Consider the following 24,616-nt stretch of genomic DNA (forward strand, 5'->3'; position numbering starts at 1 on the left):
ATGGCTATAATTAATGCGCAAGGTTGGGCTTTTTCTACGGATATTTTGTATTTGAAAGCCGCAAAACCTTTTTTATTTCCTTGTATTAATTAAATTTACAAGCAAAACAAAAGGTTTTGCTTGTGCGCAACTCGAAGTCTACGACTTCTTTCATCCGCACTAACCATAGCCGGAACGTTACCCAACATTTACAATAGCAATTTCCTGTTGATAAGTCTCAATATTTTATTGATGTTTAAATGTACTTATAATGTATCTTTAGCATATGGATTTTTGGGAATTTATCGGACTCATATCTTCAATATTTGGAATCATTTCATTCTTCAAAAATGACTTTTTGATTCTAAGCCTTTTAAAAAAAATCTAATTTTAGGGTACCCTAATTAAATTACTGAAAATCATTTAGTTAAACTTAAGTTTAGGAAAAGCTAATGTCTGACAAAACTATTACGTAAATGGACTTTACTTAGACGCAACTGTTGCGCAGATGGACTACTTACTCAAACGGACTCAAACTCTAAGCAATGAAAGAAAGACCTGTTTTATTTTTTGCAATTATTCTATCTATAATTGTTGAAGTTATTTTAATGGTTTTGGTTTATGACAAGATTGGTGGGGAGCGACTTCCTGTCCAAATTGGTAGATTCTTATTCCAACTAGTTTGTGTTTTTTTGATTTTAACCAATAAATCAAATACGGCTCTTTTTCTGTTAGCTGCTTACCATATTGTTTCAGGATTATTTGGCTTGTATTCTAGCGAGTCGACAGAACCGTTGGGACAAATATTTATTGCTTATCATTTTATAATTGGACTTATTATCTATTTCCACGATTGGATTGAGAGCAAGATTGGAATAAAAAACGTTGGGTAACAAAGCCTAAAATTCATTGCTTGCGGATTTCCTAACCGGAAATCAGCGCAAAAAGCTATCTTTAGGTTCGGCTGGATTGTCCTTCGGACGAATCACAGCAACGAACCTTAGCCCAACCGTTGTGTGTAAGTTAAAAAATAAAAATACTGAATGGCTGAAATTATTGAATTACGCAATAACCCGGAATTGAAAATAATTCTCAGTACGGACGGATTTGAAATCATTGATGTTTCAGAACCAAAAAACACAGGTCTGTATTCATTTGAAGAGTTAAAAAATGTAGAATTAACAGCAGAACGGACTGACAAGTTAATTTCCATACTAAGTTGGATTCTGGACTTCTTTACCGGTGGCGGTTCTATTGCCGGAAATTATAAAAATAAGGCAAATCTAAAATTGGAGATGGTTAATCAGAATTTAAAAATCTGGTTAGTAGATGCTGATTTTCAAAAAGCGCAGAGGATTGCACAAATATTGACCGAAAGAAAACCTACACACAACAGCACCTATAATTAATTACGGGCGGATTTTCCCTTCGGAAAATCCAAGTATATTTAGTATGTTTAGTGTGCAGACCGAAATCCTGTCGGATTTCACACCGCAACTAATCATAGCCAGAACGTTAGGGCACATATGAAAAAACCGATGAGAAACTTAATAATCATTCTGATTTTAATTTCACTTATTTCTTGTGGAAAAGATTTTAAGATTGACAAAAAAGATTTTGAAATTGTGCCATATAAAGGAACTGAAATTTTGATTTTTGAGTCGGATAAGCAAGACAGAGATACAATTTTCGTTGTCGGAATAGAAAACTACTCTTCACCTTTCGGGCCAATGGAATTATTTCCAGACGAACACGAAGTATATAGAGTGCAAACCAAGCGTACTGACCCAAATTACGACAGATATTTAGAAGGAAAGAGTTTAATTGAACTTGTCGCAGGAGAAGGCGGAACATCAATCTGGTTTGACATTGCAATGAAAAGGTCTTGGTATTATGGACAATATGTATTTGATAAATCGGAGTTTGAAAAAATCCCTCTGACTGAACTCAAGATAAACGATTTGACTTATAACGATGTCAAAGTAATTGAATCAGATGGTTCGTACGAGGAAAGAGATAATTATGCTGAAAGATTTTATTGGAGTGTCAAAAATGGAATTTTAGGACTTGACAGACGAGATGAAAAGTGGAGATTGATAAAAAAATACGTGCCCTAACACCGTATAAAATTAATGGCTAGTTCTCGCCTACTTACGAAAATCCTCGCGGATTTTCTATCTGGTGTTTATTTGCTAAATTAGGTGCTTCAACAAGCCACTAATCTTATACATAAACGTTAGGCACAATTTCAAATGAGCACGAAATGGAAATCGGAAATTAAGTGGATTCTATTTATTGGGGTATGTGCTTTAGTGCTCACTTTTATCATCTTGTCCCAATTTCAAAACTATAATTGGACTCTAGGATTCCAACACTCAGGATTACTCTGGATTTTATGGATTTTCATTTCGCTATTGGGTATAATAGGCGGGATTAACTATTTCATCAGATTTTTAATATCCAAAGAATACAATGGTCTTAAAAACCAATTGACTTTAATAATTCTGTCCATATCCGTTATTGGAATTTATGGAATTGCAAAAGTAGCGAATGGACTTGAAAAATATTTTATTCCCACCTCTGAAAAAACAGAATACGGATTTACCATTTATCCACCACTAACAGCCGACCCAGAACAATGGGAACAACTAAATGAACTTAAAAATCATGCTAAAACCGCATATGGACTTATGTTTCTCATGATAATTTTGCTAATTATAACAGCTGTAATTACATGGAAAAGAAAAAAAACTGCGCCTAACAATACCTAAACGTAATGCGGACTTTAGGCTAAAACCGAAAGGTCTGTGTATATTTATAATGTCGCTAAATCTTTGGGATTTAGCTTTGGACAAGAAAAAAATAAAACTAAACCAAAAGCTTTAGCTTCGTGCGCAGACGGAAACGAAAAGTTTCCTTGCCTCCGCACTACGCTTAGCCGCAACGTTGTGCATAATTTTGACCTTAATAGTATGAAAAGAAAAATTTCAATGTTTAAGCAAAATGGAATAAACTATATCCATCTTGATGATACTGAAATTTATTATAGAAATTTAGAAGGTGTCTATAGCTATCTAGAAAGTGAATATGACATAAACTATATGAATTTCGCATATGTAACTTTATGTTCAAGTACGCTTGAAGCGTCTTTGAATTATATAATATTTCACTACTATATAAACGAATTTGGACCTGTGGATTACAAAAATTTTGCGGATAGTCTAATAAACATTGGATTTAAAAACAAATTACACTCTACCCCAAACATTGTTACAAAATCGAAGTATTTTTTTAACGATGACTGTTTTACAATAAAAACTCTTGAGAAATTGATTACTTTAAGGAATAAAATTTTACATAAAAAACCCTTACTTCAAAAGACTGAACTTGATTTAGAAAAAGATTTAAAACTTGGAAAAGAGATTGAATTAAGAAACAATAATCATATTGAATTAATTACAAAAAAAGAATGTGAGCATTTCCATAAAGCAATTATGAATTTTAGAAATGAATTTATGAATCCGTTTTTAGAAAATGAATTATTAGTGTCTGATTTAGTTAAAGAGAAATAAAAACTATGCACAACAATGGCTATAGCAAATAGGGCATAAAGTGCTAAATTTAATGGCTTGGGCGTGTTTACTATGTCCACCAAATCTTTTGGATTTGGCAATTAAAAAAGAAAAATAATTACAAAACAAAAAGCTCTGGCTCGCAGACCAGACGGAAACGAAAAGTTTCCTTGCCTGCCCTACTTGCCATAGCCGTGACCGTTGGCAACAATATTGATAACCATCTAAAAATGACCCGAGAATTAACAAAAAGTATTTTAACATCTTACTTAATTGGAGCGCCCATTGGAATTTTGACAATTGTTAGTACGATATTCGCTCCATTACTGTTAACGGGAGAAGGACTTACATCAATCTCAATCATTGGTGGTTATGGAATTTCAACAATCGGATTGGTAATTTCATTTTTAATTGCCTTATGGATTGGAGGTAAAACGGCATATAAAAGTGCTAAAAAAGAAAAATCACTTTTATCAATTTCATTTAAATATTCCTCAATTGTGAATTTGATTATTTGGACAACTTTCTGTCTCATTATTGGACTGACCAGCGAGAGTGATAAATTTTTAACGATGATTCCTGCATTGTTAGCACTTGTAGTTTGCACAATTATAACAACATTTACTATAGGCTTATTGATTTCTTATCTTGTTAAGAGAATTATTAATAACTCAGACGGACAAAAAAATACTGTTGCCAACAAAACCTAAACGTAATGCGGACTTTAGGGCAAAAACCAAAGGTCTGTGTATATTTATAAAGTCGCTAAATCTTATGGATTTAGCTTTGGACAAGAAAAAATAAAACTAAACAATAAGCTTTAGCTACGTCGGCAGACGGAAACGAAAAGTTTCCTTGCCTCCGCACTACGCTTAGCCGCAACGTTAGCAAACATATTGCAAAAAAAGTCCAATCGGTTTGCAATTAGCCTGAATATCTTAAAAATAATAAGAGTTCGGTTCGGGCAAATCCGCATTTTTAAAATGGTTTCTTGGGGCTTGTTTCTTTCTCAAAATTCAGATGTTTAATTAACTAATTACCTTGCCAAAGTTTACGGTCGGACAACACTCGGACGCAACTATTGCGCGGACGGACTTGCGGCTTTCTTACCAAAGTTCGGGCAAAGACCGAAAGACCAAAAACGTATACTTTTAAAGTTCGGCGGACTAAAAAAGAAACCATTTTAAAAGAGTTTGGGAAACCTATCAATGTTCTGCGACAATACCAAGGTTTGCGCTGCAACACGCTTGCTAACAATATGTATAATCCATACTGTCCGATTTTCCATCGGAAAATCTACGTATATTTAAAATGTAATCGCACGGCGGGAAATCCTACGGATTTCAAGGCCGTACAGATCATACATTAACCGTTAGGGTACATTAAATAAAATGAGAATTCCAATCGATATTCCAAAATCCAAAACACTTAAGACACTCGTTTTTCATAAAAACGGATTCGATAAAGTATCTGAATATTTGACTGAATTCATTACTCTTTTTGCTTTGTTGTTATTACCAGCAACATTTATACTTAAGGAATATCAAAACCATAAAAGTATTATTTTACCAATCACAACCTTTATGGTTACCATATTTATTATTAGTGGAATAATCTACTCGATTTTTAATACTAGTAAACTAAGAATACTTACAGGAAAATCAATAGACAAAAATAAATCAGATGTTGAGAAAATATCTGAATTAAAAAAATGGAAAGTAATCGATGAAGGGAGAGATTATAAGACTTTACTAGTTGCTGATAAATGGAGTGGTTTTCATTCAGGAAAATTTTTGACTATTATTTTTCAAAACAATGAATTACTTTTTAATAGCTATTGTACAGATGTTTTCGGTGCAATAAGTCCATACCATTGGTTTGGAAATAGAAAAGTGGAAAAGGAATTTGTGTCGCAAATAGGATTATTAAAGAACGTACCCTAACAACACCTATAATCAATTGCGGACGGATTTCCCTTCGGAAAATCCACGCTTATTTAGTATGTTTAGTGTGCGGGCCGAAATCCTGTCGGATTTCACACCGCAACTAATCATAGCTAAACGTTGCCATTAATTTAAAACCGCAGTTCTGAAAACAATATTTGCTATATTCTTAAGTCTGACTTTCCTATTCATTAATCGGAATAGGAGAATGGAAACGACTGAAATACAAAACAGCAGTTTGACTGAAAAAAAAGATTGCGGAATTGATAGCGTAACTCTGAAAACAGAACGAATTGAAAAGAAACGCAAGTTTTTATTCTGGCCTTTAAGACATAAAAAAGTAATTGTGACTGACCGAATTATTGACGAAAATGGAAATCAAGTTTTTGAGAAAAAATCAGTTTTTATTAGCTCAATGGATGCTTCCGATACAAGAAAGTTCAATCGAATTAAAATTGTTGGAAATGAAATCTGGATTTTCCATAACAGAACGAACTATGATAAGGATGGACAAATAAAAAAATATAATTATTGTGGAGAATTTATCGGAACTAAAACTTGGGAAGATGGCGATTACTATAACCACTGAAATAAAAAACTAATGGCAACACCGTGTATAATTCATTGCTGGTTATAGCCTACTTACGAAAGTCCTCGCGGACTTTCTATCTGTGATTTATTTGCTAACTTTAGTGCTTAAACACGCAACGAAATCATACACAATACAGTTACCACCAATATGAAAAAAATAATTTTACTTGTCTTAATAATAAATTCAATCACAATTTCTTGTCAAGATAATATTAATAATAATTTGACACCAGAACATAAAGAGGTTAACGGGACAAAAATTAGCATCATACCTCCAGATGGATTTACAACTGCTTCAAATTTCTTAGGTTTTCAACAAACTCAAAGTGGTTCGAGCATAATGATTTTAGACATTCCGGGACCGTTTTCAGAAGTTTCTAAAGGGTTGACAAAAGAAGGATTGCTATCTCAAGGGATGGCTCTAAAAAAAAAGGAAAAATTGACATTAAATGATTTGCCAGCTATACTTCTAAAAGCAGAACAAAATGCTTACGGCAATATTTATACTAAATATATTCTTGCATTTGGAACAGAAAAAGAATCAATTCTAATAAATGGTACTTTTCCACAAAATATTGAAGATTTAAATCAAGTTCTCAAAAAATCACTTTTAAGTACAGTCTATGATTCTGGTAAAAATATCAATCCATTTGACACAGTTGACTTTGAAATATCCTCTGATGGAACTGATTTTATTTTTGCAAAAAATATATCAAATTCCTTAATATTTAATCGTGATGGGAAAATCCCAACAGAATCAAATGACAAAGCGTCGTTAATTATATTAAAAGCATTTTCAGAAGTAGATATTGAGGACAAAAAGCTTTTCTCAATGAATCGCATTAAACAATTACCTCTTGAAATTGAAAAAATAATTTCTATCGAACCTATTGAAATAGATGGAATTAGCGGCTATGAAATTGTGGCTGATGGAAAAGACAAAAAGACTGGGGATAAAGAAAAAGCTTATCAAGTTATATTAAATAGTGATTCACTTTATTATATGCTGTTCGGGTCTTCTGTATCAGATTTTGACAACAACATTGAGTTATTTAGAAAATTGGCAAAAACATTTAGGCGGAAATAAAATACTGGTGGTAACAATGCCTAAACGTAATGCGGACTTTAGGGGCAAAACCGAAAGGTCTGTGTATATTTATGAAGTCGCTAAATCTTATGGATTTAGCTTTGGACAAGAAAAAATAAAACCAAACCAAAAGCTTTAGCTTCGTGCGCAGACGGAAACGAAAAGTTTCCTTGCTACCGCACTACGCTTAGCCGCACCGTTAGCCATTATTTCTAATTAGCTTCTATGATATATTTAAAAGTTATTATTCAAATTATAGTAGGGCTATCAGGGCTAATCGCTTTATTTCTAGATTATAAATGGCATGATAAAAGAAAGAAAATTTTTAAAACACTAAGGAATTTACTAATTATATTATCAGTGTTATCCCTATTCATAGGCGTTATAATCACCATTAAGGATGATAAGGCTAAAGACATTGAGATTGGTAATCTGAAAAATGGGCTTAAAGATGCGCAAAATACTTTGTATGATATAAAATCAAACGGAGACACACTTAAAGAACAATTAAAACCATTTTTAGAATTAGCAACAAAAAAATATCCAAATCTTAAATCAAGTGAGGCCCTAAATAAGTTATCTGAAAGGTTGGATAATGTCGATGTTGAAATTTCAAATAGTAAAGAAAAAATCAATAATCTATCTTCCCAATTAAATGATGAAAGAAAAACAATAAAATTGTTTCATGCCCAAGTATATATTGAATTTTCTGGTAAATGGGACGGTGCACCTTATCCTTCTTGGCTGCAACCAAATACTGCCACTACATATTTAAACTGGAAAGACAAATCTGGTAATTTACCAACCATTAATTTTACTGCTAATAGAGTAAATTTTAAAACAATTGACAATCAAAACGCCGTATTTGAAAATAAACTAAGTGTCGAACCCGGAACCGCGCCCTTAGGAGAATTAATTGATATCTTAAAAGGTTATAATGAATTAGGATTTTGGTTTCCATTTGTTGATTCCGAAAGGTTACTTGAACAAAAAATTTTAGTTAATAAAGTTAGAATCACATTTTATATTAACGGAAGAAAAAATGGAGAGTTGTATTCCGAAAGCAAAACGGAAATCCCATTGAAAAAATCAAGCGAGAATACTCCGGGACTAACTATTGAGGGAAATATAACGGAATTACTAAAAGTGAAAATTTAAAAAACAATGGCTAACAATACCTATAGCAAATAGGGCATAAAGAGATAAATTTAATGGTCTGGGTTTATATACTAAGTCCGCCAAATCTTTTGGATTTGGCTTTTAAAATGAAAAAGATAAAAACAAAACAAAAAGCTTTGGCTACGAGCGCAGACGGAAACAAAAAAGTTTCCTTACTGCCCAACTTGCCATAGCCTAACCGTTGTGCGTCATTTTGAGAAAATGAATAGTTTAAATAAAATATCAGAGAAAGATTTTATCAATTGGATAATTGAATTCACTCAAGGTCTAGAAAAATCAAGTGTTTCAATTATTGGGTGGGAAGATGGAACTCATTTTGAGGAATTAAACAAAGAGAATGGCGGAATTTCAGAATCCGATACTCGATTGTTTAAGGAAAAGTTTATGGGTAAGAAACTTAATTCCAAAGACGAACTAATTGACCAGATTATTCAATTTCAGAAAAAGCCATTTTTAATGTCGAAAAATGGAAAATATCGATATGATTGGGACTTGCATATTTGGATTGGAAATAAACTAATAATATATAATGCTGATTTAAAAGAAGCGGAATATTATCACTTAAACTTAATTAAAAAAATGCTAGCAGCTGGTAAAGTACCGAGTTGGATAAAAAATGAAAGCCAACGAACGATGGAAATCTAAGCTAGTTTGCGCTGATGGGCTTATTAATATTTCGCAATGGAAATGTGCCAATCTTACACAAAAAAACGCCGCACAACAATGCCTAAACGTAATACGGACTTTAGGGAAAAACCGTAAGGTCTGTGTATATTTATAATGTCGCTAAATCTTATGGATTTAGCTCTGGATAAGAAAAAATAAAACTAAACAATAAGCTTTAGCTACGTCGGCAGACGGAAACGAAAAGTTTCCTTGCCTCCGCACTACGCTTAGCCGCAACGTTGTAAAACATTTAAGAAAAACCGAACTACGAATTGAAAAAAGGAACTTCAATAATAATTTCGATTGTACTAATTATACTTTCCTTTTGGCTCGGAATGAAAGCTGAGCGTGAATTAGCAAGTTGGGACGAAATCGGAAAACCAGTATTTGAAAAGGAACAAATATTCTTCCCAAATAAAAAAACCTCTCTTTATCTGAAAAGCAAAAATTGGGGATTGACTGCTGACCACAAAATTTCTGTGATTTCGACAAAGTCAGACCTTGAATTTCAACCTGACTCAATATCTGAATATATTTTTCACGGATTTGGCGGAATAATATATAAAGTGGAAAATAATACTCTGAAAATCTACTCGCATCAAAAACCGAAAATTCCACCGAAATTTGAATCGGAAATAAACGTGGAATTAATAAAAGTAAAGAATAATGCGGATTGGAATAAAATGAAAGAACAGATTGACAATAATTATCAGGAATTTGAATAAAAAACGTTTTACAACAATACCTAAACGTAATGCGGACTTTAGGGCAAAACCGAAAGGTCTGTGTATATTTATAAAGTCGCTAAATCTTATGGATTTAGCTTTGGATAAAAAAAGAAAAAGCAAAACAATAAGCTTTAGCTTCGTGCTCGGAAGGAAACGAAAAGTTTCCTTGCCTCCGCACCACGCTTAGCCGAACCGTTAGCAAACATATTGCAAGAAAAGTCCAATCGGTTCGCAATTAGCCTGAATATCTAAAAAATAATAAGAGTTCGGTTCGGGCAAATCCACATTTTTAAAATGGTTTCTTTGGGCTAGTTTCTTTCTCAAACTTCAGATATCTAATCAAAAAATTACCTCGCCAAAGTTCTCGCTCGGACTGACTTCACTCGGACGCAACTGTTGCGCAGACGGATTTGCGACTTTCTTACCAAAGCTCGGGTAAAGACCGAAAGACCAAAAACGTATACTTTTAAAGTTCGGTGGACTAAAAAAGAAACCATTTTAAAAGTGTTCGGGAAACTAACCAGTGTTCTGTGACAATACCAAGGTTTGCGCTGCAACACGCTTGCTAACAATATGTATAATCCATACTGTCCGATTTTCCATCGGAAAATCTACGTATATTTAGAATGTTATCGTACGGCGGGAAATCCTACGGATTTCAAGGCCGTACAGATCATACACAAACCGTTGTACACCATTTGAAAAAAACATTAGCAATCATATTGACCTTAATTGGTTTTTTAGCATTTGGACAAGAAAATAAACTTGACCAAATTGATAATGAAGTGAATTCAATCGAATTGGATTCCACTCTTGCTATGACCGAATTTGATTGGGTTGAGCTAACTGGAATAACGACAGATGGTGGCGGAATTCTAAAAGTTTGGCGGAATGATATCCAGATTTGTAAAATTGTTGAGGAAATCGGACTTTCTTATGGTCGAATTAGGACAATCATTTATTTAGAAAATGGAATACCAATCAAAATTATTGAAACTGAAGAAAATTTTGAAAAGACCAACGACGGATTAAATTACTCAAAATTAGAAGAGGTTTTTAAAGCAATAATCTATGTTTTTGATTGGGAAAATGATGAAAGCAAAATAATTCGGAAAGGTGAACGCTTTTATACAGAAGGAAACTGTTCGACTTTCGATTTTGAACCAGTGATTGAACGTGCTGAAAAAGCAACAACGGAATAAAAAAACGGTGTACAACAATACCTATAATTAATGCGGACTTCGTTCTTTATGCCAAGGTCTGTGTATATTTATGAGGTCGCAAAATCTTTGGGATTTTGCTTTCGAACTAAAAAAGAAAAAACAAAACCAAAAGCTTTTGCTTAGCGCGTAGCTGGGAATCCGTCGGATTTCTGCGCCGCACTAATCATAGCCTAACCGTTATCTTCAATTATGAATAAAAAATGGGAAACATATAACCCTCAATGGATTGTTGATATAGCAAAAGAAAAGATTCCTGACAAAACGGAAATAATTACGGCTTTGTCAAAGTGTGTAAAGTCTAAATCAGAAAGTAAAGCTTACATTTATTTCGTAAATGGAGAAAACCCTAATGAGCCTAATTCTGAATGGCAATTTCAAGAAAACATAACTCTTGAAGATAAAAAGAACGGAACGATTATTCTTGACGTACTAAAAGGAAATAAAATCGGAGGAGTAGAATTTTTAAAATACTTGAAATGAGCAGATACTTCAAGAGAAAATGGGATGAAACTAGAGGTGATGAATTTGACTTTTGGGGAAAATCAACTTGGTACTTTGAAGTAGGTACAGATGGATATCCAATTAAACAAATTGAACTTTACGAGAATGGTAACCGATTAAAATATCATTCCGAAAAGACTTTTGATGATTATGGAAGTCTAGGTTATCAAGCCTTGGATATTGATGAATTCAAGGAGTTTGAAATTGAGAAAGCTGAATTTGAAAATGAATGGAAAAAGTCAAACCCAAAAAAGGAACATCAAGAGATTCTTGATTTAATTTCTGATTATTTGGCGAATCATTATGACCAAAGGTTTGGACAAGCTATTTTCAATTTAGGAATAAATCAATTTGTAAATAAAAAACACCCTGAAAAGGAAGATTATAAAATTAGAGACATACATAATGACCAAGATAGTGTGATAATCGAACGGATTAAATCACAACTCGAATGGTTTAAAGAACAGAAAAAAAGAAGATAACAATTTGTATAATGCATATGCTCCCTTCGGGAAGCAAACGCACCATACAAGAGACGTTGGCAACAATTAAAAAACAAACTTTGAAATTAAAACTATTTTACAAGTATTTAACGATAGTATGCTCAATACTGATTTTAGCAGTTACAATTCCTTACTTAATAAATTTTAATGGTGGGCTTTCTGATAAAACTGAAGTTTGGGGTGCTTTTGGAGATTATTTTGGTGGAATACTAAACCCTATTCTAGCAATAATAAACATTGGAATTTTAATTTATCTGACTTATTTGGTAAATAAAATTGACTCTAACAGAGCAAAGGAGGAACTTGAAATTCAAAAAAAAATTGCCCTTTATGGATTAAAGCATGATGTATTAAAAGAGTTTAATAATAATTTAGCAAAATTTCAACCTGAACTGGTTCAATCGAATGAAAATTCAGAGTTAAATATTGTATTATATCGCAACGAATTCTATTCATTAATAGAATCTTACTCTTATTTATTTCCGACTATTAAGAATGATAAAAAAAGTCCATTATCAGAAATAATGCTTGTTCTTTCAAATATTGCTGGAGAGAGATTCGAAAAAGGAAATGACTTTGACATTAAGAACAAATTGAAACCTAAATTATTGGAATTTATTGATTTGAAAATTGAATTTATTGCAAAAATTCAAAAAAGTGTACTGGAATAAATAACTAATCGAAATAATATGTTCAAAAGAATTTGGAAAGACCCAGTTGGGAGTAAAATAATTGCTTGGTCAATCATAGGTCTAATTGGAATAATTTCGGTTAAATTAACGAGTCTAGCTAAAGGAATTACTTTCCAACAAGCTTTAAGCGATATCTACGAATTTAAAGTGAGAATTGTTTATGTCGCATTAATAGTTTTAGTGTCTTTCATTATGTTTCGAGTTTTTAAGAAAAAAAGAAGTTATTACTCGAAAGCTCAAAACAAATTGAGAAAGTTTAATAGAAGTCTAGACCCTGAAACTGGAATTTTGTACAAGTGGAAAGTCTATTTTAAAAGCAATGGAGACCCTTTTATTGCAGATTTAGAGTTTTATTGTACAAAACACGATGACATTCCTATTAGGTTTGTCGGAAATAATTGTCCAATGAATGGTTGTAAGAATTCAAGGGTAAGACTGGATGAATTCGGAACTAAAAATCACATAGAATCAATTGTAATCAATGAATGGGAAAAAATTAACAGCTAACTATATCTATGAATAAAAGTTACTTGAAATGGCAAGATATTAGAATTAAACAATTGGGATATGCCAACAATTTAATTATTGCATTAGCTGTTGCATTACTTGGATTTGCAATTAATTTTATCCAAACAGAAGATTTAATATTAAGTAGTTTTCAGAAAAAGCTTTTCTGGATAGCCATTTCTTTAATAATTATTTCAATTGGACTTGGAATATTTGTGATTTTAAATAGACTTGAGGATTTTAAACTAACAGCACAAATCGCTAGAAAAAGGGAAAAGAACGAAAGAGATGGAATTGAGGATGACAGACTGAAGTCTGAAAAAATGGGAAAAAAAACTTGGAATAGCTTTATATGGCAAATTGTGACATTTCTTGTTTCTTTTCTTTGTTTATTGATATTAGTTCTGATTTCATTAAAAGAAATAATTATATAAAAATAACTGTAGCCAACACCGTATATAATTTATTGCTAGCTTCCTGCCTACTTACGAAAGTCCTCGCGGACTTTCTTGGTCGGTAATTGTTTACTAAATTAAGTGCTTAAAACACGCAACAAACCATATACAACAACGTTCTACACCATTTAAAAAAAGCATTAATCATAGCATTAAGTTTAGTAATCGGAATAACTTCTGGGTGTAAAAACAATAACTCCTTGAATTCAAAAAATATGACTGAATTACCAAATTTTAAATACCAACCGAACGCGCTCGAATTAGGAATAATCGAAAAGAAGAATATTGAATGTCCTGTTTGCGAAGAAAAACGAGAATATGTTTACTCTGGCGGAATTTATGCTGAAGAGGAAGTTGAATTTATATGTCCATGGTGCGTTGCGGATGGAAGTGCAGCTAAAAAATACGATGGAATATATATTGACGATGCTTCCTGTGAAGAAGTTTCGGACGAAAGTAAACTGACCGAGTTAGTTACGAAAACACCGAATTACATAAGTTGGCAACAAGAAATTTGGCTTGCACATCATGATGATTATTGCTCATTTGAGAAATACGTTGGATGGAAAGAAATTGAACATCTAAAAGAAAATTTATCTGATGATATTGAAAGAATAAAAACGGAATATGGATTATCGCAATCTGAATTTGAGCAGTATTTAGTAAATGATGGCGGAATGCAAGGTTATTTATTTAAGTGTTTGCATTGCGACCAACATAGATTGCACATTGATACGAATTAGTGGATTTAGAAAGATAACGCAGAAAAACGGTGTAGAACAATGGCTATAATTAATACGGACTTCGGGATTTACGCCAAGGTCTGTGTATATTTATGAAGTCGCAAAATCTTTGGGATTTTGCTTTCGAACAAAAAAGAAAAAGCAAAACCAAAAGCTTTTGCTTAGCGCGTAGCTGGAAATCCGATGGATTTCTGCCCCGCACTAATCATAGCCCAGACGTTACCTGCAAGCAAAATGAACAAACTGTATATTATTATAATTCCATTCTTATTGTTGTTTCAGACTATGTTTGCACAAACGAAAGAAATTAAAGGAGACACAGCTTATTGGTATAAAAGAAATATTGAATTTCAAAAAACTCTGGACTTAAAAGATTTTGAAAAATCACAAGATGAATTCAATTTTAGATTTTGGAATCACGGACAAATAATTGAAATTTCAAAAGACAGTTCTGAAATATCTGGCTCAATTGTCAATTATATTTATCACACTAAAAAACCTAACAAAAGTCAAAGAGAAACGCTTACTAGTAAAACTCTACTGACATCACAACAATCAAAGAATATTTATGACATTTTAAAGAACTCTAAAATTTTAGAATTACCATCAGATGAAAATATAGAGAAATGGAGTCAAGGGATGGACGGAATTACCTATATCATTGAACATTCGGACAAAAAAAGCTACTGGTTAAAAAACTACTGGACACCGACTTCGCAAGACTCAATTCCAGAAGCAATTATTGTGTTAGATTTAGTAAAGAAACTGTCGGACACATTAAACCTAAAAGATGTTTATAAATCATTTAAGAAATCATTACCTAAGAAAGGCTGTTATAATTCTGGAGGAATGGTAAATATGTGTTATGCATCAAATTCTTTTGAGCTAGGATATAGCGGAGCTACCAAATTACCTTTAGGTTTTTATTCATCTTATTCTGCAACGTATATAGGCGAAACAAAAATAAATGGAGGTGCTTCATTACAGTATAATTTTGACAATAACGGATTTCATCATCTAAACCTTCAAATTGCCAAATGGAATATTTTCTACAAAAATTCAAGTCCATCCGATTACATAGCATATAATTATCAGAATAGAATTCTTGATTTAAATAATATAAAAAGTGAATTTGAAAATCATCAATTGAAGTACGGCTTAAATCTAAAAAAGAACTTTAGTATAGGTGCTGGATTAGACTATTTAAGTAAGAATTATGGCAAAATTGGAGGCCTTTTATATGCTTCTAAATGGTTTTCTGAACCTAAAATAAGCACGACATTTTCAACATCAATATTCGACAGTCGAATTAATTACAAAGCTGAAATCTTTAAAGATATTAACTTTAGAAGTGCATTTCTTGTGAACAGAATTTCTATCGGAATAGCCTATGAAGATTTTATGGAATATAAAGATTTGTATTTTAGTTTTAGAGTAATGATTTAAAAATGCCAGCAGGTAACACCGTGTATAATTAATTGCTTTGGCAAGTGCTTATTTGGAAAATTCCTTCGGAATTTTCTCGCGTTCGTTTTTGTTTACTAAATTAGTTGCTAAAACACGCAACTAACCATACACAAAACCGTTAGCCACAATTTAAGAAAATGAAATTCTATACTTCAATTTTTGTACTGCTTTTTGTGTTCGGATGTAAAGACAAATCTGAAGTGACTAGTGGAAAGGTTAAATCGGATACTGTTCATGAAATCATAAAAAATGAAAATGATTTCCACCCTCTGATTGACTTGATATTGAATAGAATACATCCAACAGAGGTTAAACTATATAAAATTATTGCAGAAATAGATTCTACTCTAATTCCAAGGCTCACCAATTATCCTGAAAGTTTGGACAAAAGAATAACTGATATAAGCCAATTAAGCTTGTTTAATCGATTTAAAACCAAAACTTCTAAGTTCGACCTAAATACCAATAAGTTAAATCCCAAGAGTCGAAATTTGATTAGAAGAGAACAAACTGGAAAGGACACTTTACGGATAATCTTTAATTCTTTTTTAGGCAGTTCAAAGGACAGTTTAGTTGTGACATCAATTGGATTTGTTTATCCTAAAGCCTCAGGTTGGGAGGAAATAGTTTTTTTCGAAAAAAAGGACAGTTTATGGGAAATAGCTAAAAGATTTAAAACTGTTGATTATTAGAAACTGTGGCTAACAATACCTATAGCAAATAGGGCGTAAAGCGCCGTATTTAAAGGCTTGTGCGTGTTTGTTAAACCCGCCAAATCTTTTGGATTTGGCAATTAAAAAAATATAGATAATTACAAAACAAAAAGCTCTGGCTACGAGCGCAGACGGAAACGAAAAGGTTTCCTTGCTGCCCAACTTGCCATAGCCGAGACGTTGTAGTGCATTTAAAAAATGAGTGACAAACAATCAAATTTTGACAAATTATTTGGACTACTAAGTTTGACCAAAACTCAAACTGAATTGGTTTCGGAATGTATTGCACTCAAGAATTCCGAACTGACTTTCCATTGCTTTGATAATAATCGCAAGGTTACGAAGGAGCATATTTACGACGTCTATAAAATGCGATTTGGACTGGAGGAAAATTTAAGACCTGACAATCATTTCGTTATTGGATATCAGGACTTATTACCCAATCTGGAGAAATCCGGATTGGAATTTATCAATGTTTCTTCGCTAATGACCAAAAAGGGAGGTTTTCTAGTCTTTTCGGACTATGAATACTCAATATTCGTTGGGATTTTAAAATCAAAACGGAATCTGGACGAAGTCAGGGAAAAACAAAAAGGATTTGAGCGCCTCTACAAATCAACGATATTCGAAAATGGAATAATAAAATAAAAACGCACTACAACAAAAGCTAAAATTCATTGCTTGCGGATTTCCTAAACGGAAATCCTGGGCAAAAAGCTATCTTTAGGTTCGGCTGGATTGTCCTTCGGACGAATCACAGCAACGAACCTTAGCCCAACCGTTGTAACACATTTGACTAACCCGAAAAAACAGTAGTTAAGAATGAAGATTTTGATATTTGGAGCTTCTGGTTCTGGAACCACGACTTTAGCAAATGAAATTAAAACAAGGACAGATTTTAAGCACTTGGACGTTGATGATTATTATTGGAAAAAAACCAATCCACCTTACCAAATAAAAATACCTTTAAATAAACGGAATGAAAATCTCAAAATTGACTTTAAAAAATTTGAGAATGTTGTTGTAAGCGGTTCAATGGTAAGTTGGGGAAAAGAATGGGAAACAGCATTTGATTTGGCTATTTTCATGCGATTGGAAAATACTGAAAGAATGGAACGATTAAAAAAACGTGAAAATCAACGTTATGGAGAAAAACTTCTGACCGACAAAAAAATCCGAAAAAACTCAAATGAATTTTTGGAATGGGCAAACCAATATGAAAATCCAAATTTTAAAGGTCGTTCCTTAAAAATTCATAACAATTGGATGGAAATGCTGGATTGTAAAGTTTTAAGATTAAATGGAGCAACTGAATTGAGTAAAAAAGTGGAAATAGTACTGAACGAAATAAAAACGTGTTACAACAATGTATAACCGCAATTACGGCGGATTCGACTACGTCCGAATCCACTCGGAATTGCTAAAGTCAGTGTTTAATCCGATAATTTTGGCTAATTTAACCCGTAACTGACGGTTATACGAGACCGTTGTACGCAATTTGAAAAAACTAAAATGGAAGGAATAGGAAATACGCCACTTGTCAAACTAAGACATCTCACCAATTCTTATTCCGCAGATATTTATGTAAAGGTTGAGGGAGCAAACCCAACCGGAAGTATGAAGGATAGAATGGCACTGGCTATGATTGAAGGTGCTGAAAGGAGAGGTGAATTGAAACCTGGCGGAACTGTTGTTGACTATACGGGTGGAAGTACTGGAAGTTCCTTAGCAATGATTTGTTCTGCGAAAGGCTATAAAGCACATTTTGTTTCGTCTGATGCTTTTGCTGAGGAAAAACTGCAAACAATGAGAGCATTTGGAGCAGAACTTGAACTGATTCCGAGTGAAAATGGAAAAATAACAGCTAGAATTATTGATAAAGCGCTCGAAAGAGTTCAAGAAATTGCAAAGCAACCAAATACGTTTTACACTGACCAATTCAAAAACATTGACAATCGCAATGCCTACCATAAGATGGCTTATGAAATAATGGATGTATTAGGAAGCAATATTGATGAATTTATAACGGGCGTAGGAACTGGAGGATGCTTTTCAGGAAATTCGGAAGTATTTAAAAAAGAAATCTCTGGAATTAGATGTATTCCAATAGAACCTTTTAATGTAAGAACATTATCTGGTGGAGATACAACAGGAACTCATAGACTCGACGGAATGGGAGCTGGATTTATTCCTGAAATTTGCCGACTTGATTTAGCAGATGAAATAATTTCAGTAAAAGATGAAGATGCATATGAAACGGCTAGAAAATTAGCAAGAATTGAAGGTGTTTTTGGGGGCACTACATCTGGTTCCAACGTTTGGGCTGCTTTACAAAGAGCAAAAATAATTGGAAAGGGAAAAACTATTGTAACTGTTGTTTGCGATTCAGGATTGAAATACCTGAACGGAGATTTATATAAATAAAAAACTGCGTACAACAACGGCTATAATTCATTGCGGCGGAATTTTCCACTGAAAATTCCTACCTTTCTACCATCGCTTGGTTACGGCGGAATGGTCCTAGCGGACAATTCCACAACGAAACCATAGCCCAACCGTTGTAGCACATTTACCAAAACCAACTAAATGATTGAATTTATACTTTCGACTTTAGCAGAATTTGGACTAATTCGCGAGGATTACAAACATCGGAAACGAATTAGTAAAAAAGAAAAAGAAGATGGTGTTAAAAGACCTATTCAGAAATATTTTTTACAACCGAGTTCAATTATGGTGATTTCGCTTTTAGTAGTTGGAAGTATAAGCGCATTTCTATTTTTCGGTTACCAAAGAACGTCTATCTATCCTGATAAAACTGAAAAAGAAATAGCTGAAATTAGTGAGAGAATGGAAAATTGGAATGAAAAGTTCGGAAAATATCCAACGGACCTTAATGAATTAATCGGAAATAGTCCTTTAAGACAAGGTTGGAAAAAAGATGCTTGGGATAGAGAATATAATTTTGAGGTTATGGAAAACGGAAAAGGATTTTTAATAACGTCTGCTGGTTCGGATGGAAAATTTAAAACGGAAGATGACATTAAATCGGAATAAAAGTGGTTTAAAAATTATTGGACTTTATATAATTAGCTTAGTCTGTATATTTTTCTATTTTTTAATGGATTACCATAACGTCATCTTTGTACTCTATGAAAAATGGGATATGAATCCCGATGGCAAGTTTACTACACTTGTTTTTACTGGATTACTTCAATATGGATTATTAATAGTTGGTATATGTATTTTTTCAACGCTGAGTTTTATTCTAATCAGAGAGAAAATTAAAAGCGAATAAATAAAAACGTGCTACAACAATGGCTAAACGTAATGCGGACTTTAGGGGAAAGCTGAAAGGTCTGTGTATATTTATAATGTCGCTAAATCTTATGGATTTAGCTTTGAACAAGAAAAATAAAACTAAACAATAAGCTTTAGCTTCGTGCGCAGACGGAAACGAAAAGTTTCCTTACTACCGCACTACGCTTAGCCGCACCGTTACCACACATTTGAGAAAACCAATGAACGAGAATAAATTTATTGAAAAATTCCAAACTAAAACTAACTCTGAATTAGAGTATATTTTGGAAAATAAAGAAAAATATAATGAAAAAGCGATTTCTGCATCTATCCATATTTTGACAGAACGAAATGGAAAAACTACGAAAATAGAAACGGTTGAAAATGAAATACAAATTGCGAAAGAAAAAAAGATAGTTCAGCAGAAAAAAGTGGCTGAAGAAACAAAAAAGAAAAGTTTCTTAACAGTAGACCCAAATGCACCTGAATTACATTCAAAAAAAGTAATTATGCTTTTTTCTGCAATATTCTCGACAATTTTCGGAGCTGTATTGCTGATGTACAATATGAAACAAACCGATAATTCAAAAGGTAGAATTCAAGTTTTGATTTTTGGAATTTTATACACAGTTGCGACTATTGCAATTATAGATTTATTAAATATAAAAACGAATCTTGCTTTAATATTTAATTTTGCAGGAGCAGGAATTTTGACCGAATATTTTTGGAATAAATTCATCGGAAAGGAATTTAAATATCGAAAACGAAGTTGGGTAAAACCAGCAATAATTTCTGTTTTAATTGTCATACCGATTTTTCTTGCGATAATATATGGCGGATAAAAAACGTGTGGTAACACTGTATAAAAAAAATAGCGCGAGCATTTGCAAACACAGAGGTTCGGGCATTTTTTCGAGGTCGCCAAATTTTTAAATTTGGCTATTTGAGAAAAGAAAGATAAATAGAAAATTTAAAAATTCGGCTCGAGTTCAACCGAATGAATAGCGCCCTTTTTCAGCACTACTTTTCATATACTCGACCGTTGTAGTGCATTTAAAAAATCATTTGAACCAAATTAAATGAACGAATTTTTAGAACCGATTTTACTAAAAGAAAAATTCATTTTTGATGGAACTATTGACGAATTGAATGAAAGGATTCGATTAAATAATGACAAGAAATTCAGGACGAAATGGTCGGAATCGAACAGGTTTGAATTCTTTGCAAAATGGTCGTTAGGAACATTGATGTTTAGAGGTTTTCCAACTGCTGTGGATGGAATTAAAGGTTTTGCGGAATTGAAACGTATTGGAGAGAATAAAACTCAAGTGCTGATGAAAACTAAGGTGCGGATTGAATTGTATTTCTTTCTAATCATTCTGACTATCATTTGTGTTGCTGGACTTGTCACTCAGTCGGACCTCCCAATTTGGCTTTTATTGCTGATTCCTTTTGGACTTTTATGGTTCTGGTTTGTTTACCGAATTCAGGAGAAAATGCTATTTAAAAAATTGCGGGAATACTTAGTAGGCGGAAAAAAAACGCACTACAACAATGCCTAAACGTAATACGGACTAAAGGGCAAAACCGAAAGGTCCGTTTATATTTATGAAGTCGCTAAATCTTATGGATTTAGCTTTAGAACAAGAAAAAATAAAACTAAACAATAAGCTTTAGCTTCGTGCGCAGACGGAAACGAAAAGTTTCCTTACTACCGCACTACGCTTAGCCTAGACGTTGTGTTTCATTATATAAGACAACCGTGCACATACAAAATGATTGATAAAATGAAAATTCCTAAGATAAAATTGATAACTCTACCAGAAACCGAAGATGCAAAAAATGCGGTTGGATATAAATGGAATGAAATTGCAGGAACAAGACATTATCTCGGAGGGACACCAGACGGACTAGACGAAAAGGATTATCCTATTTGTGATAGTTGTGGAGAGAAAATGACTTTTTACGCACAGGTTGACTCAATTGGAGATAAATATGATTTAGCAGATTGCATGGTGATTCACAATTTTGTATGCTTTGATTGTTTTGAGGTCAAATGTCAATTGACACAGACCATTGTTTAAAGTTACAGACTTGTAAAAAAGATTGAAGGATGCGGCACTATTTGAAATTTGAACGGATTATTTAAGAAATTAAATGACTGAACTAGAATTAAAAAATAAGATATTAGAGATTTTCAATTCAGAAAGGAAAAATCCTTCTGCTGATTTTAACGAATCACATTTTATGGACTTTTTGACTTATCCTGCTCATCCTAAAAACACGATAAAAAATTCATTTAAAGGTGTAAGAAAATATTACCGATTTATGGATAAACTGGAATTAGAATTCGGAATTTGTTTTTCGCTCCAAGATTTAGATAAATATTATAGTGTTGACCAGTTGTGTAAAAAGGTTCTCGACAGAATCAAGAAAGGTAAAGGGAATAATATGATTCTAAAAAGGAGACTTGAAGAGAAAGAGAAGTACTATTTAGAAATTGTATTAATCCTGATTATAGCAGGTGTTTATTATTGGCAGGGTATTAACTGGATTTCAATTTTGCTTACTATTGGATTCGGAATTGTAATATATTGGATATTAAGTAGTAAATTATACAGTAAGAGACATGATAAGAAACTTGCTGATAGAATATTAGATAAGAAATAACGAAAACACAACAATATGTATAGTGCATAAGGGTTTTCGAGGTTTTTGAGCGTTTACGCTCGCCTCAAAATTAGTGGGTAAACTGATAAGTTTGAGCACCGTAATCCCTTACGACACCATACATTAAACGTTGCCAGTAATGTTGAAACACAAAAAAATTATAATATTAAATAATCATTTTAACTACATATTTCCGTTTTAAAATATATAATTACCAAAACCAAAAAAATTATGAGGCGACAACATTACCTTTTAACACTTATCATACTAATAATAGGTTGTGAAAAAGTAGATACCTCCACGGAAAAGCAAATAGATATAATAGATGAAGTTTTAGAAAATGAAGATATCGACATTTCTTACATAATAGAAAATCCTATTATATATGAGAGTGTGAATTTCACCTTATCTATTAAAAATAATGAGCTCGGTATATCGAAAATAGAAGCTCAAATTGCCGATGAAATTGTTGCTCAAGTCGAAGACGGCAAAGAATTGCAGATAAACTTGAACCCTGATAATTTTCCCGCAGGAGATACTATGTTGACCTTAAAAATTACAGATGCAAATGGTAATATTACCCAACATAATTATCCTATAAGCTTTCACAGAGTTCTATTGGAATTACATTTAAAAGAAGACTTTTTTTTACCACCTCAATTTGTTGATTTTTATTTTTTCGCATCAGCTATAGATGGAACACTACTGGCATCAAGAAAAATTGACCCCATATCCCAAAATTTCAAATTGACAACACCAATAGATATTTCACTAGAAACGCCTTATTCGCTTACCTATGTAGCTATAGCTAGAGATATAAATAATACGTATACATCAACCAATTTATTTACAATTAAAGACCTCACCAGGAACAATTTACCTTTATTTTCACCCAAAGGAATATTATTTTACGGTGCTGCGTCAAGAAGCGAATATAGCACTAATGGATTCCCCGATGATGATGTAATCAATATCGGTACCGTTTTGCCAAGTTATGGATATGATGTAGGGTATTATTCCAACACAAAAGCCTTCATAGTGGACGATATTGAAATGAATTTTGTAGATAGGGATATTACGAATTACTATGTTCCCTATCATAATTTATCTCAAAACGATTACGCTTATATCTGGCTTAATAAACAAGATCTGTCGTCAGATTTTGTATTGGACTTCGATAATTTAATTAGGGATGGTATAGAGTCAAGAATTTTTGACGCTTCTTACAATGATGGCAAAGGAGATGGTAGATTTGGCTATTTGACCATATTGGGTTATAATAACTCCCAAGATTTTCAGGATGGTATTTTTCATTACCTATGGCAAAGAAACCATGTTATAGATGCCTCATTCCCCACAGTTAATACCATACCGTATTTTTTAAACACAACTTTTGAAAAATATAGTCATGTTTACCAATGGGAAGACTATTATACAAATAGAATAGGGGTACCATTAGAATCTTATAATATCCCTACATGGTCATTTGAATATATTCAAAATGGAAAAGAAATCGACATTATTAAAAATGGAGATGGGCATACTTCAGGCAAGATTTTTTTAAATAATTTAAATGATGAAGCCATTATAAATGGTAAAAGAACCATTTACAATTGGAGTTACCTCTTTGACAGCCAGAATACTGAAAAGATAATTTTACCTGAATTACCAGATGATCTAAAGAATTCAGAGTTTGGGAGTTTACATAGCTCTAACAGCCTTTTAATAGAAAGGGTACTACTTAATAGTTATGATGGTATCTTAAGTTATCCAGATTTTTTGGATAAAATCATAAAAACGAATGAAAATATTTTAAAAGTTACTCCTAAAGTTGAAGCTAAATTTATAAACAGGAGGGGAAATCAATGGGTAATAGAAAGCGATAAGTTCTTCTACTGATTTCTTTTGTTTGAAGAATTTATTGATAGATTTTTCTCTTTAATTATTTATATAGGTCAAAAGCAAACTTAATTAAAGACCGATTTAAATTTTGAAATAGTTTTGATAAAAAACACTACTGGCAACACGGTGTATAATTAATTGCGGTCGGATTTCCCAAATTGAAAATCCTTGCAATTAACTATCTTCGGTACAGGCGGA

At 32.7% G+C, this 24,616-nt stretch carries 30 protein-coding genes; all 30 read left to right on the forward strand.

The features are described 5' to 3' along the window. Positions 1 to 524: 524 nt before the first annotated feature. Positions 525 to 872 carry a hypothetical protein gene (locus ABVM52_RS04355; protein ID WP_405384069.1) on the forward strand — a complete coding sequence of 116 codons (348 nt, stop codon included), beginning with the start codon at positions 525 to 527 and terminating at the stop codon, positions 870 to 872. Positions 873 to 1,022: 150 nt separating this feature from the next. Continuing rightward, entirely contained in the window at positions 1,023 to 1,388 is a 366-nt protein-coding gene (locus ABVM52_RS04360; RefSeq protein ID WP_405384071.1) for a hypothetical protein, read from the forward strand. Between the two features lie 117 nt (positions 1,389 to 1,505). Continuing rightward, positions 1,506 to 2,096: a hypothetical protein gene (locus ABVM52_RS04365; RefSeq protein ID WP_405384073.1), complete on the forward strand. Its 591-nt coding sequence runs from the start codon at positions 1,506 to 1,508 to the stop codon at positions 2,094 to 2,096. 372 nt (positions 2,097 to 2,468) lie between these two features. Next, positions 2,469 to 2,750, forward strand: coding sequence for a hypothetical protein (locus ABVM52_RS04370; protein ID WP_405384075.1), 282 nt, complete (start codon positions 2,469 to 2,471; stop codon positions 2,748 to 2,750). A 36-nt stretch (positions 2,751 to 2,786) separates the two neighbouring features. Next, positions 2,787 to 3,551 carry a hypothetical protein gene (locus ABVM52_RS04375; RefSeq protein ID WP_405384077.1) on the forward strand — a complete coding sequence of 255 codons (765 nt, stop codon included), beginning with the start codon at positions 2,787 to 2,789 and terminating at the stop codon, positions 3,549 to 3,551. Positions 3,552 to 3,721: 170 nt separating this feature from the next. After that, positions 3,722 to 4,261, forward strand: a complete 540-nt coding sequence (locus ABVM52_RS04380; protein WP_405384079.1) for a hypothetical protein — start codon at positions 3,722 to 3,724, stop codon at positions 4,259 to 4,261. Positions 4,262 to 4,942: 681 nt separating this feature from the next. Next, a complete protein-coding gene (locus ABVM52_RS04385) occupies positions 4,943 to 5,494 on the forward strand; it encodes a hypothetical protein (protein WP_405384080.1) in 552 nt (183 codons plus the stop codon). A 208-nt stretch (positions 5,495 to 5,702) separates the two neighbouring features. Next, on the forward strand, positions 5,703 to 6,083 hold the full coding sequence (locus ABVM52_RS04390) for a hypothetical protein (RefSeq protein ID WP_405384082.1): 381 nt from the start codon (positions 5,703 to 5,705) through the stop codon (positions 6,081 to 6,083). Between the two features lie 150 nt (positions 6,084 to 6,233). Further along, positions 6,234 to 7,172 carry a hypothetical protein gene (locus ABVM52_RS04395; RefSeq protein WP_405384084.1) on the forward strand — a complete coding sequence of 313 codons (939 nt, stop codon included), beginning with the start codon at positions 6,234 to 6,236 and terminating at the stop codon, positions 7,170 to 7,172. 225 nt (positions 7,173 to 7,397) lie between these two features. Beyond that, positions 7,398 to 8,330: a LemA family protein gene (locus ABVM52_RS04400; RefSeq protein ID WP_405384086.1), complete on the forward strand. Its 933-nt coding sequence runs from the start codon at positions 7,398 to 7,400 to the stop codon at positions 8,328 to 8,330. Between the two features lie 222 nt (positions 8,331 to 8,552). Then, a complete protein-coding gene (locus ABVM52_RS04405; RefSeq protein ID WP_405384088.1) occupies positions 8,553 to 8,996 on the forward strand; it encodes a hypothetical protein in 444 nt (147 codons plus the stop codon). Positions 8,997 to 9,289: 293 nt separating this feature from the next. Next, a complete protein-coding gene (locus tag ABVM52_RS04410; protein WP_405384090.1) occupies positions 9,290 to 9,742 on the forward strand; it encodes a hypothetical protein in 453 nt (150 codons plus the stop codon). A gap of 701 nt (positions 9,743 to 10,443) precedes the next feature. Further along, positions 10,444 to 10,947 carry a hypothetical protein gene (locus ABVM52_RS04415; RefSeq protein ID WP_405384092.1) on the forward strand — a complete coding sequence of 168 codons (504 nt, stop codon included), beginning with the start codon at positions 10,444 to 10,446 and terminating at the stop codon, positions 10,945 to 10,947. Positions 10,948 to 11,157: 210 nt separating this feature from the next. Further along, entirely contained in the window at positions 11,158 to 11,448 is a 291-nt protein-coding gene (locus tag ABVM52_RS04420) for a hypothetical protein (protein WP_405384094.1), read from the forward strand. Then, positions 11,445 to 11,951: a hypothetical protein gene (locus ABVM52_RS04425; protein ID WP_405384096.1), complete on the forward strand. Its 507-nt coding sequence runs from the start codon at positions 11,445 to 11,447 to the stop codon at positions 11,949 to 11,951. Before ABVM52_RS04420 ends, ABVM52_RS04425 begins: the two co-directional genes overlap by 4 nt. Before the next feature lie 80 nt (positions 11,952 to 12,031). After that, a complete protein-coding gene (locus tag ABVM52_RS04430; protein ID WP_405384098.1) occupies positions 12,032 to 12,643 on the forward strand; it encodes a hypothetical protein in 612 nt (203 codons plus the stop codon). 18 nt (positions 12,644 to 12,661) lie between these two features. Continuing rightward, positions 12,662 to 13,171: a hypothetical protein gene (locus tag ABVM52_RS04435; RefSeq protein WP_405384100.1), complete on the forward strand. Its 510-nt coding sequence runs from the start codon at positions 12,662 to 12,664 to the stop codon at positions 13,169 to 13,171. Positions 13,172 to 13,179: 8 nt separating this feature from the next. Further along, complete coding sequence (locus tag ABVM52_RS04440; protein ID WP_405384102.1) at positions 13,180 to 13,605, forward strand: hypothetical protein; 426 nt, start codon at positions 13,180 to 13,182, stop codon at positions 13,603 to 13,605. A 221-nt stretch (positions 13,606 to 13,826) separates the two neighbouring features. Next, positions 13,827 to 14,369, forward strand: coding sequence for a CbrC family protein (locus tag ABVM52_RS04445; protein WP_405384104.1), 543 nt, complete (start codon positions 13,827 to 13,829; stop codon positions 14,367 to 14,369). Between the two features lie 234 nt (positions 14,370 to 14,603). After that, the gene (locus tag ABVM52_RS04450; protein ID WP_405384106.1) at positions 14,604 to 15,815 is read left to right on the forward strand and encodes a hypothetical protein; all 1,212 of its coding nucleotides are present in this window, start codon (positions 14,604 to 14,606) and stop codon (positions 15,813 to 15,815) included. A 158-nt stretch (positions 15,816 to 15,973) separates the two neighbouring features. After that, on the forward strand, positions 15,974 to 16,528 hold the full coding sequence (locus tag ABVM52_RS04455; RefSeq protein WP_405384108.1) for a hypothetical protein: 555 nt from the start codon (positions 15,974 to 15,976) through the stop codon (positions 16,526 to 16,528). Positions 16,529 to 16,747: 219 nt separating this feature from the next. Beyond that, positions 16,748 to 17,197 (forward strand): hypothetical protein, encoded by a 450-nt coding sequence (locus ABVM52_RS04460; RefSeq protein ID WP_405384110.1) that lies wholly within the window; start codon positions 16,748 to 16,750, stop codon positions 17,195 to 17,197. Between the two features lie 174 nt (positions 17,198 to 17,371). Further along, positions 17,372 to 17,923, forward strand: a complete 552-nt coding sequence (locus ABVM52_RS04465; protein WP_405384112.1) for an AAA family ATPase — start codon at positions 17,372 to 17,374, stop codon at positions 17,921 to 17,923. A 138-nt stretch (positions 17,924 to 18,061) separates the two neighbouring features. After that, positions 18,062 to 18,973, forward strand: coding sequence for a PLP-dependent cysteine synthase family protein (locus tag ABVM52_RS04470; RefSeq protein WP_405384114.1), 912 nt, complete (start codon positions 18,062 to 18,064; stop codon positions 18,971 to 18,973). A 162-nt stretch (positions 18,974 to 19,135) separates the two neighbouring features. Further along, on the forward strand, positions 19,136 to 19,603 hold the full coding sequence (locus ABVM52_RS04475; RefSeq protein WP_405384117.1) for a type II secretion system protein GspG: 468 nt from the start codon (positions 19,136 to 19,138) through the stop codon (positions 19,601 to 19,603). Positions 19,604 to 20,067: 464 nt separating this feature from the next. After that, on the forward strand, positions 20,068 to 20,688 hold the full coding sequence (locus ABVM52_RS04480; protein ID WP_405384119.1) for a hypothetical protein: 621 nt from the start codon (positions 20,068 to 20,070) through the stop codon (positions 20,686 to 20,688). A gap of 237 nt (positions 20,689 to 20,925) precedes the next feature. Next, positions 20,926 to 21,408, forward strand: coding sequence for a hypothetical protein (locus ABVM52_RS04485; protein WP_405384121.1), 483 nt, complete (start codon positions 20,926 to 20,928; stop codon positions 21,406 to 21,408). Between the two features lie 225 nt (positions 21,409 to 21,633). After that, complete coding sequence (locus tag ABVM52_RS04490; protein ID WP_405384123.1) at positions 21,634 to 21,930, forward strand: hypothetical protein; 297 nt, start codon at positions 21,634 to 21,636, stop codon at positions 21,928 to 21,930. A 73-nt stretch (positions 21,931 to 22,003) separates the two neighbouring features. Next, complete coding sequence (locus ABVM52_RS04495) at positions 22,004 to 22,516, forward strand: hypothetical protein (protein WP_405384125.1); 513 nt, start codon at positions 22,004 to 22,006, stop codon at positions 22,514 to 22,516. Positions 22,517 to 22,747: 231 nt separating this feature from the next. Then, positions 22,748 to 24,415, forward strand: a complete 1,668-nt coding sequence (locus ABVM52_RS04500) for a hypothetical protein (RefSeq protein WP_405384127.1) — start codon at positions 22,748 to 22,750, stop codon at positions 24,413 to 24,415. Positions 24,416 to 24,616: the final 201 nt, after the last annotated feature.

This window comes from Maribacter sp. LLG6340-A2, from assembly GCF_045057105.1.
GTDB lineage: Bacteria > Bacteroidota > Bacteroidia > Flavobacteriales > Flavobacteriaceae > Maribacter.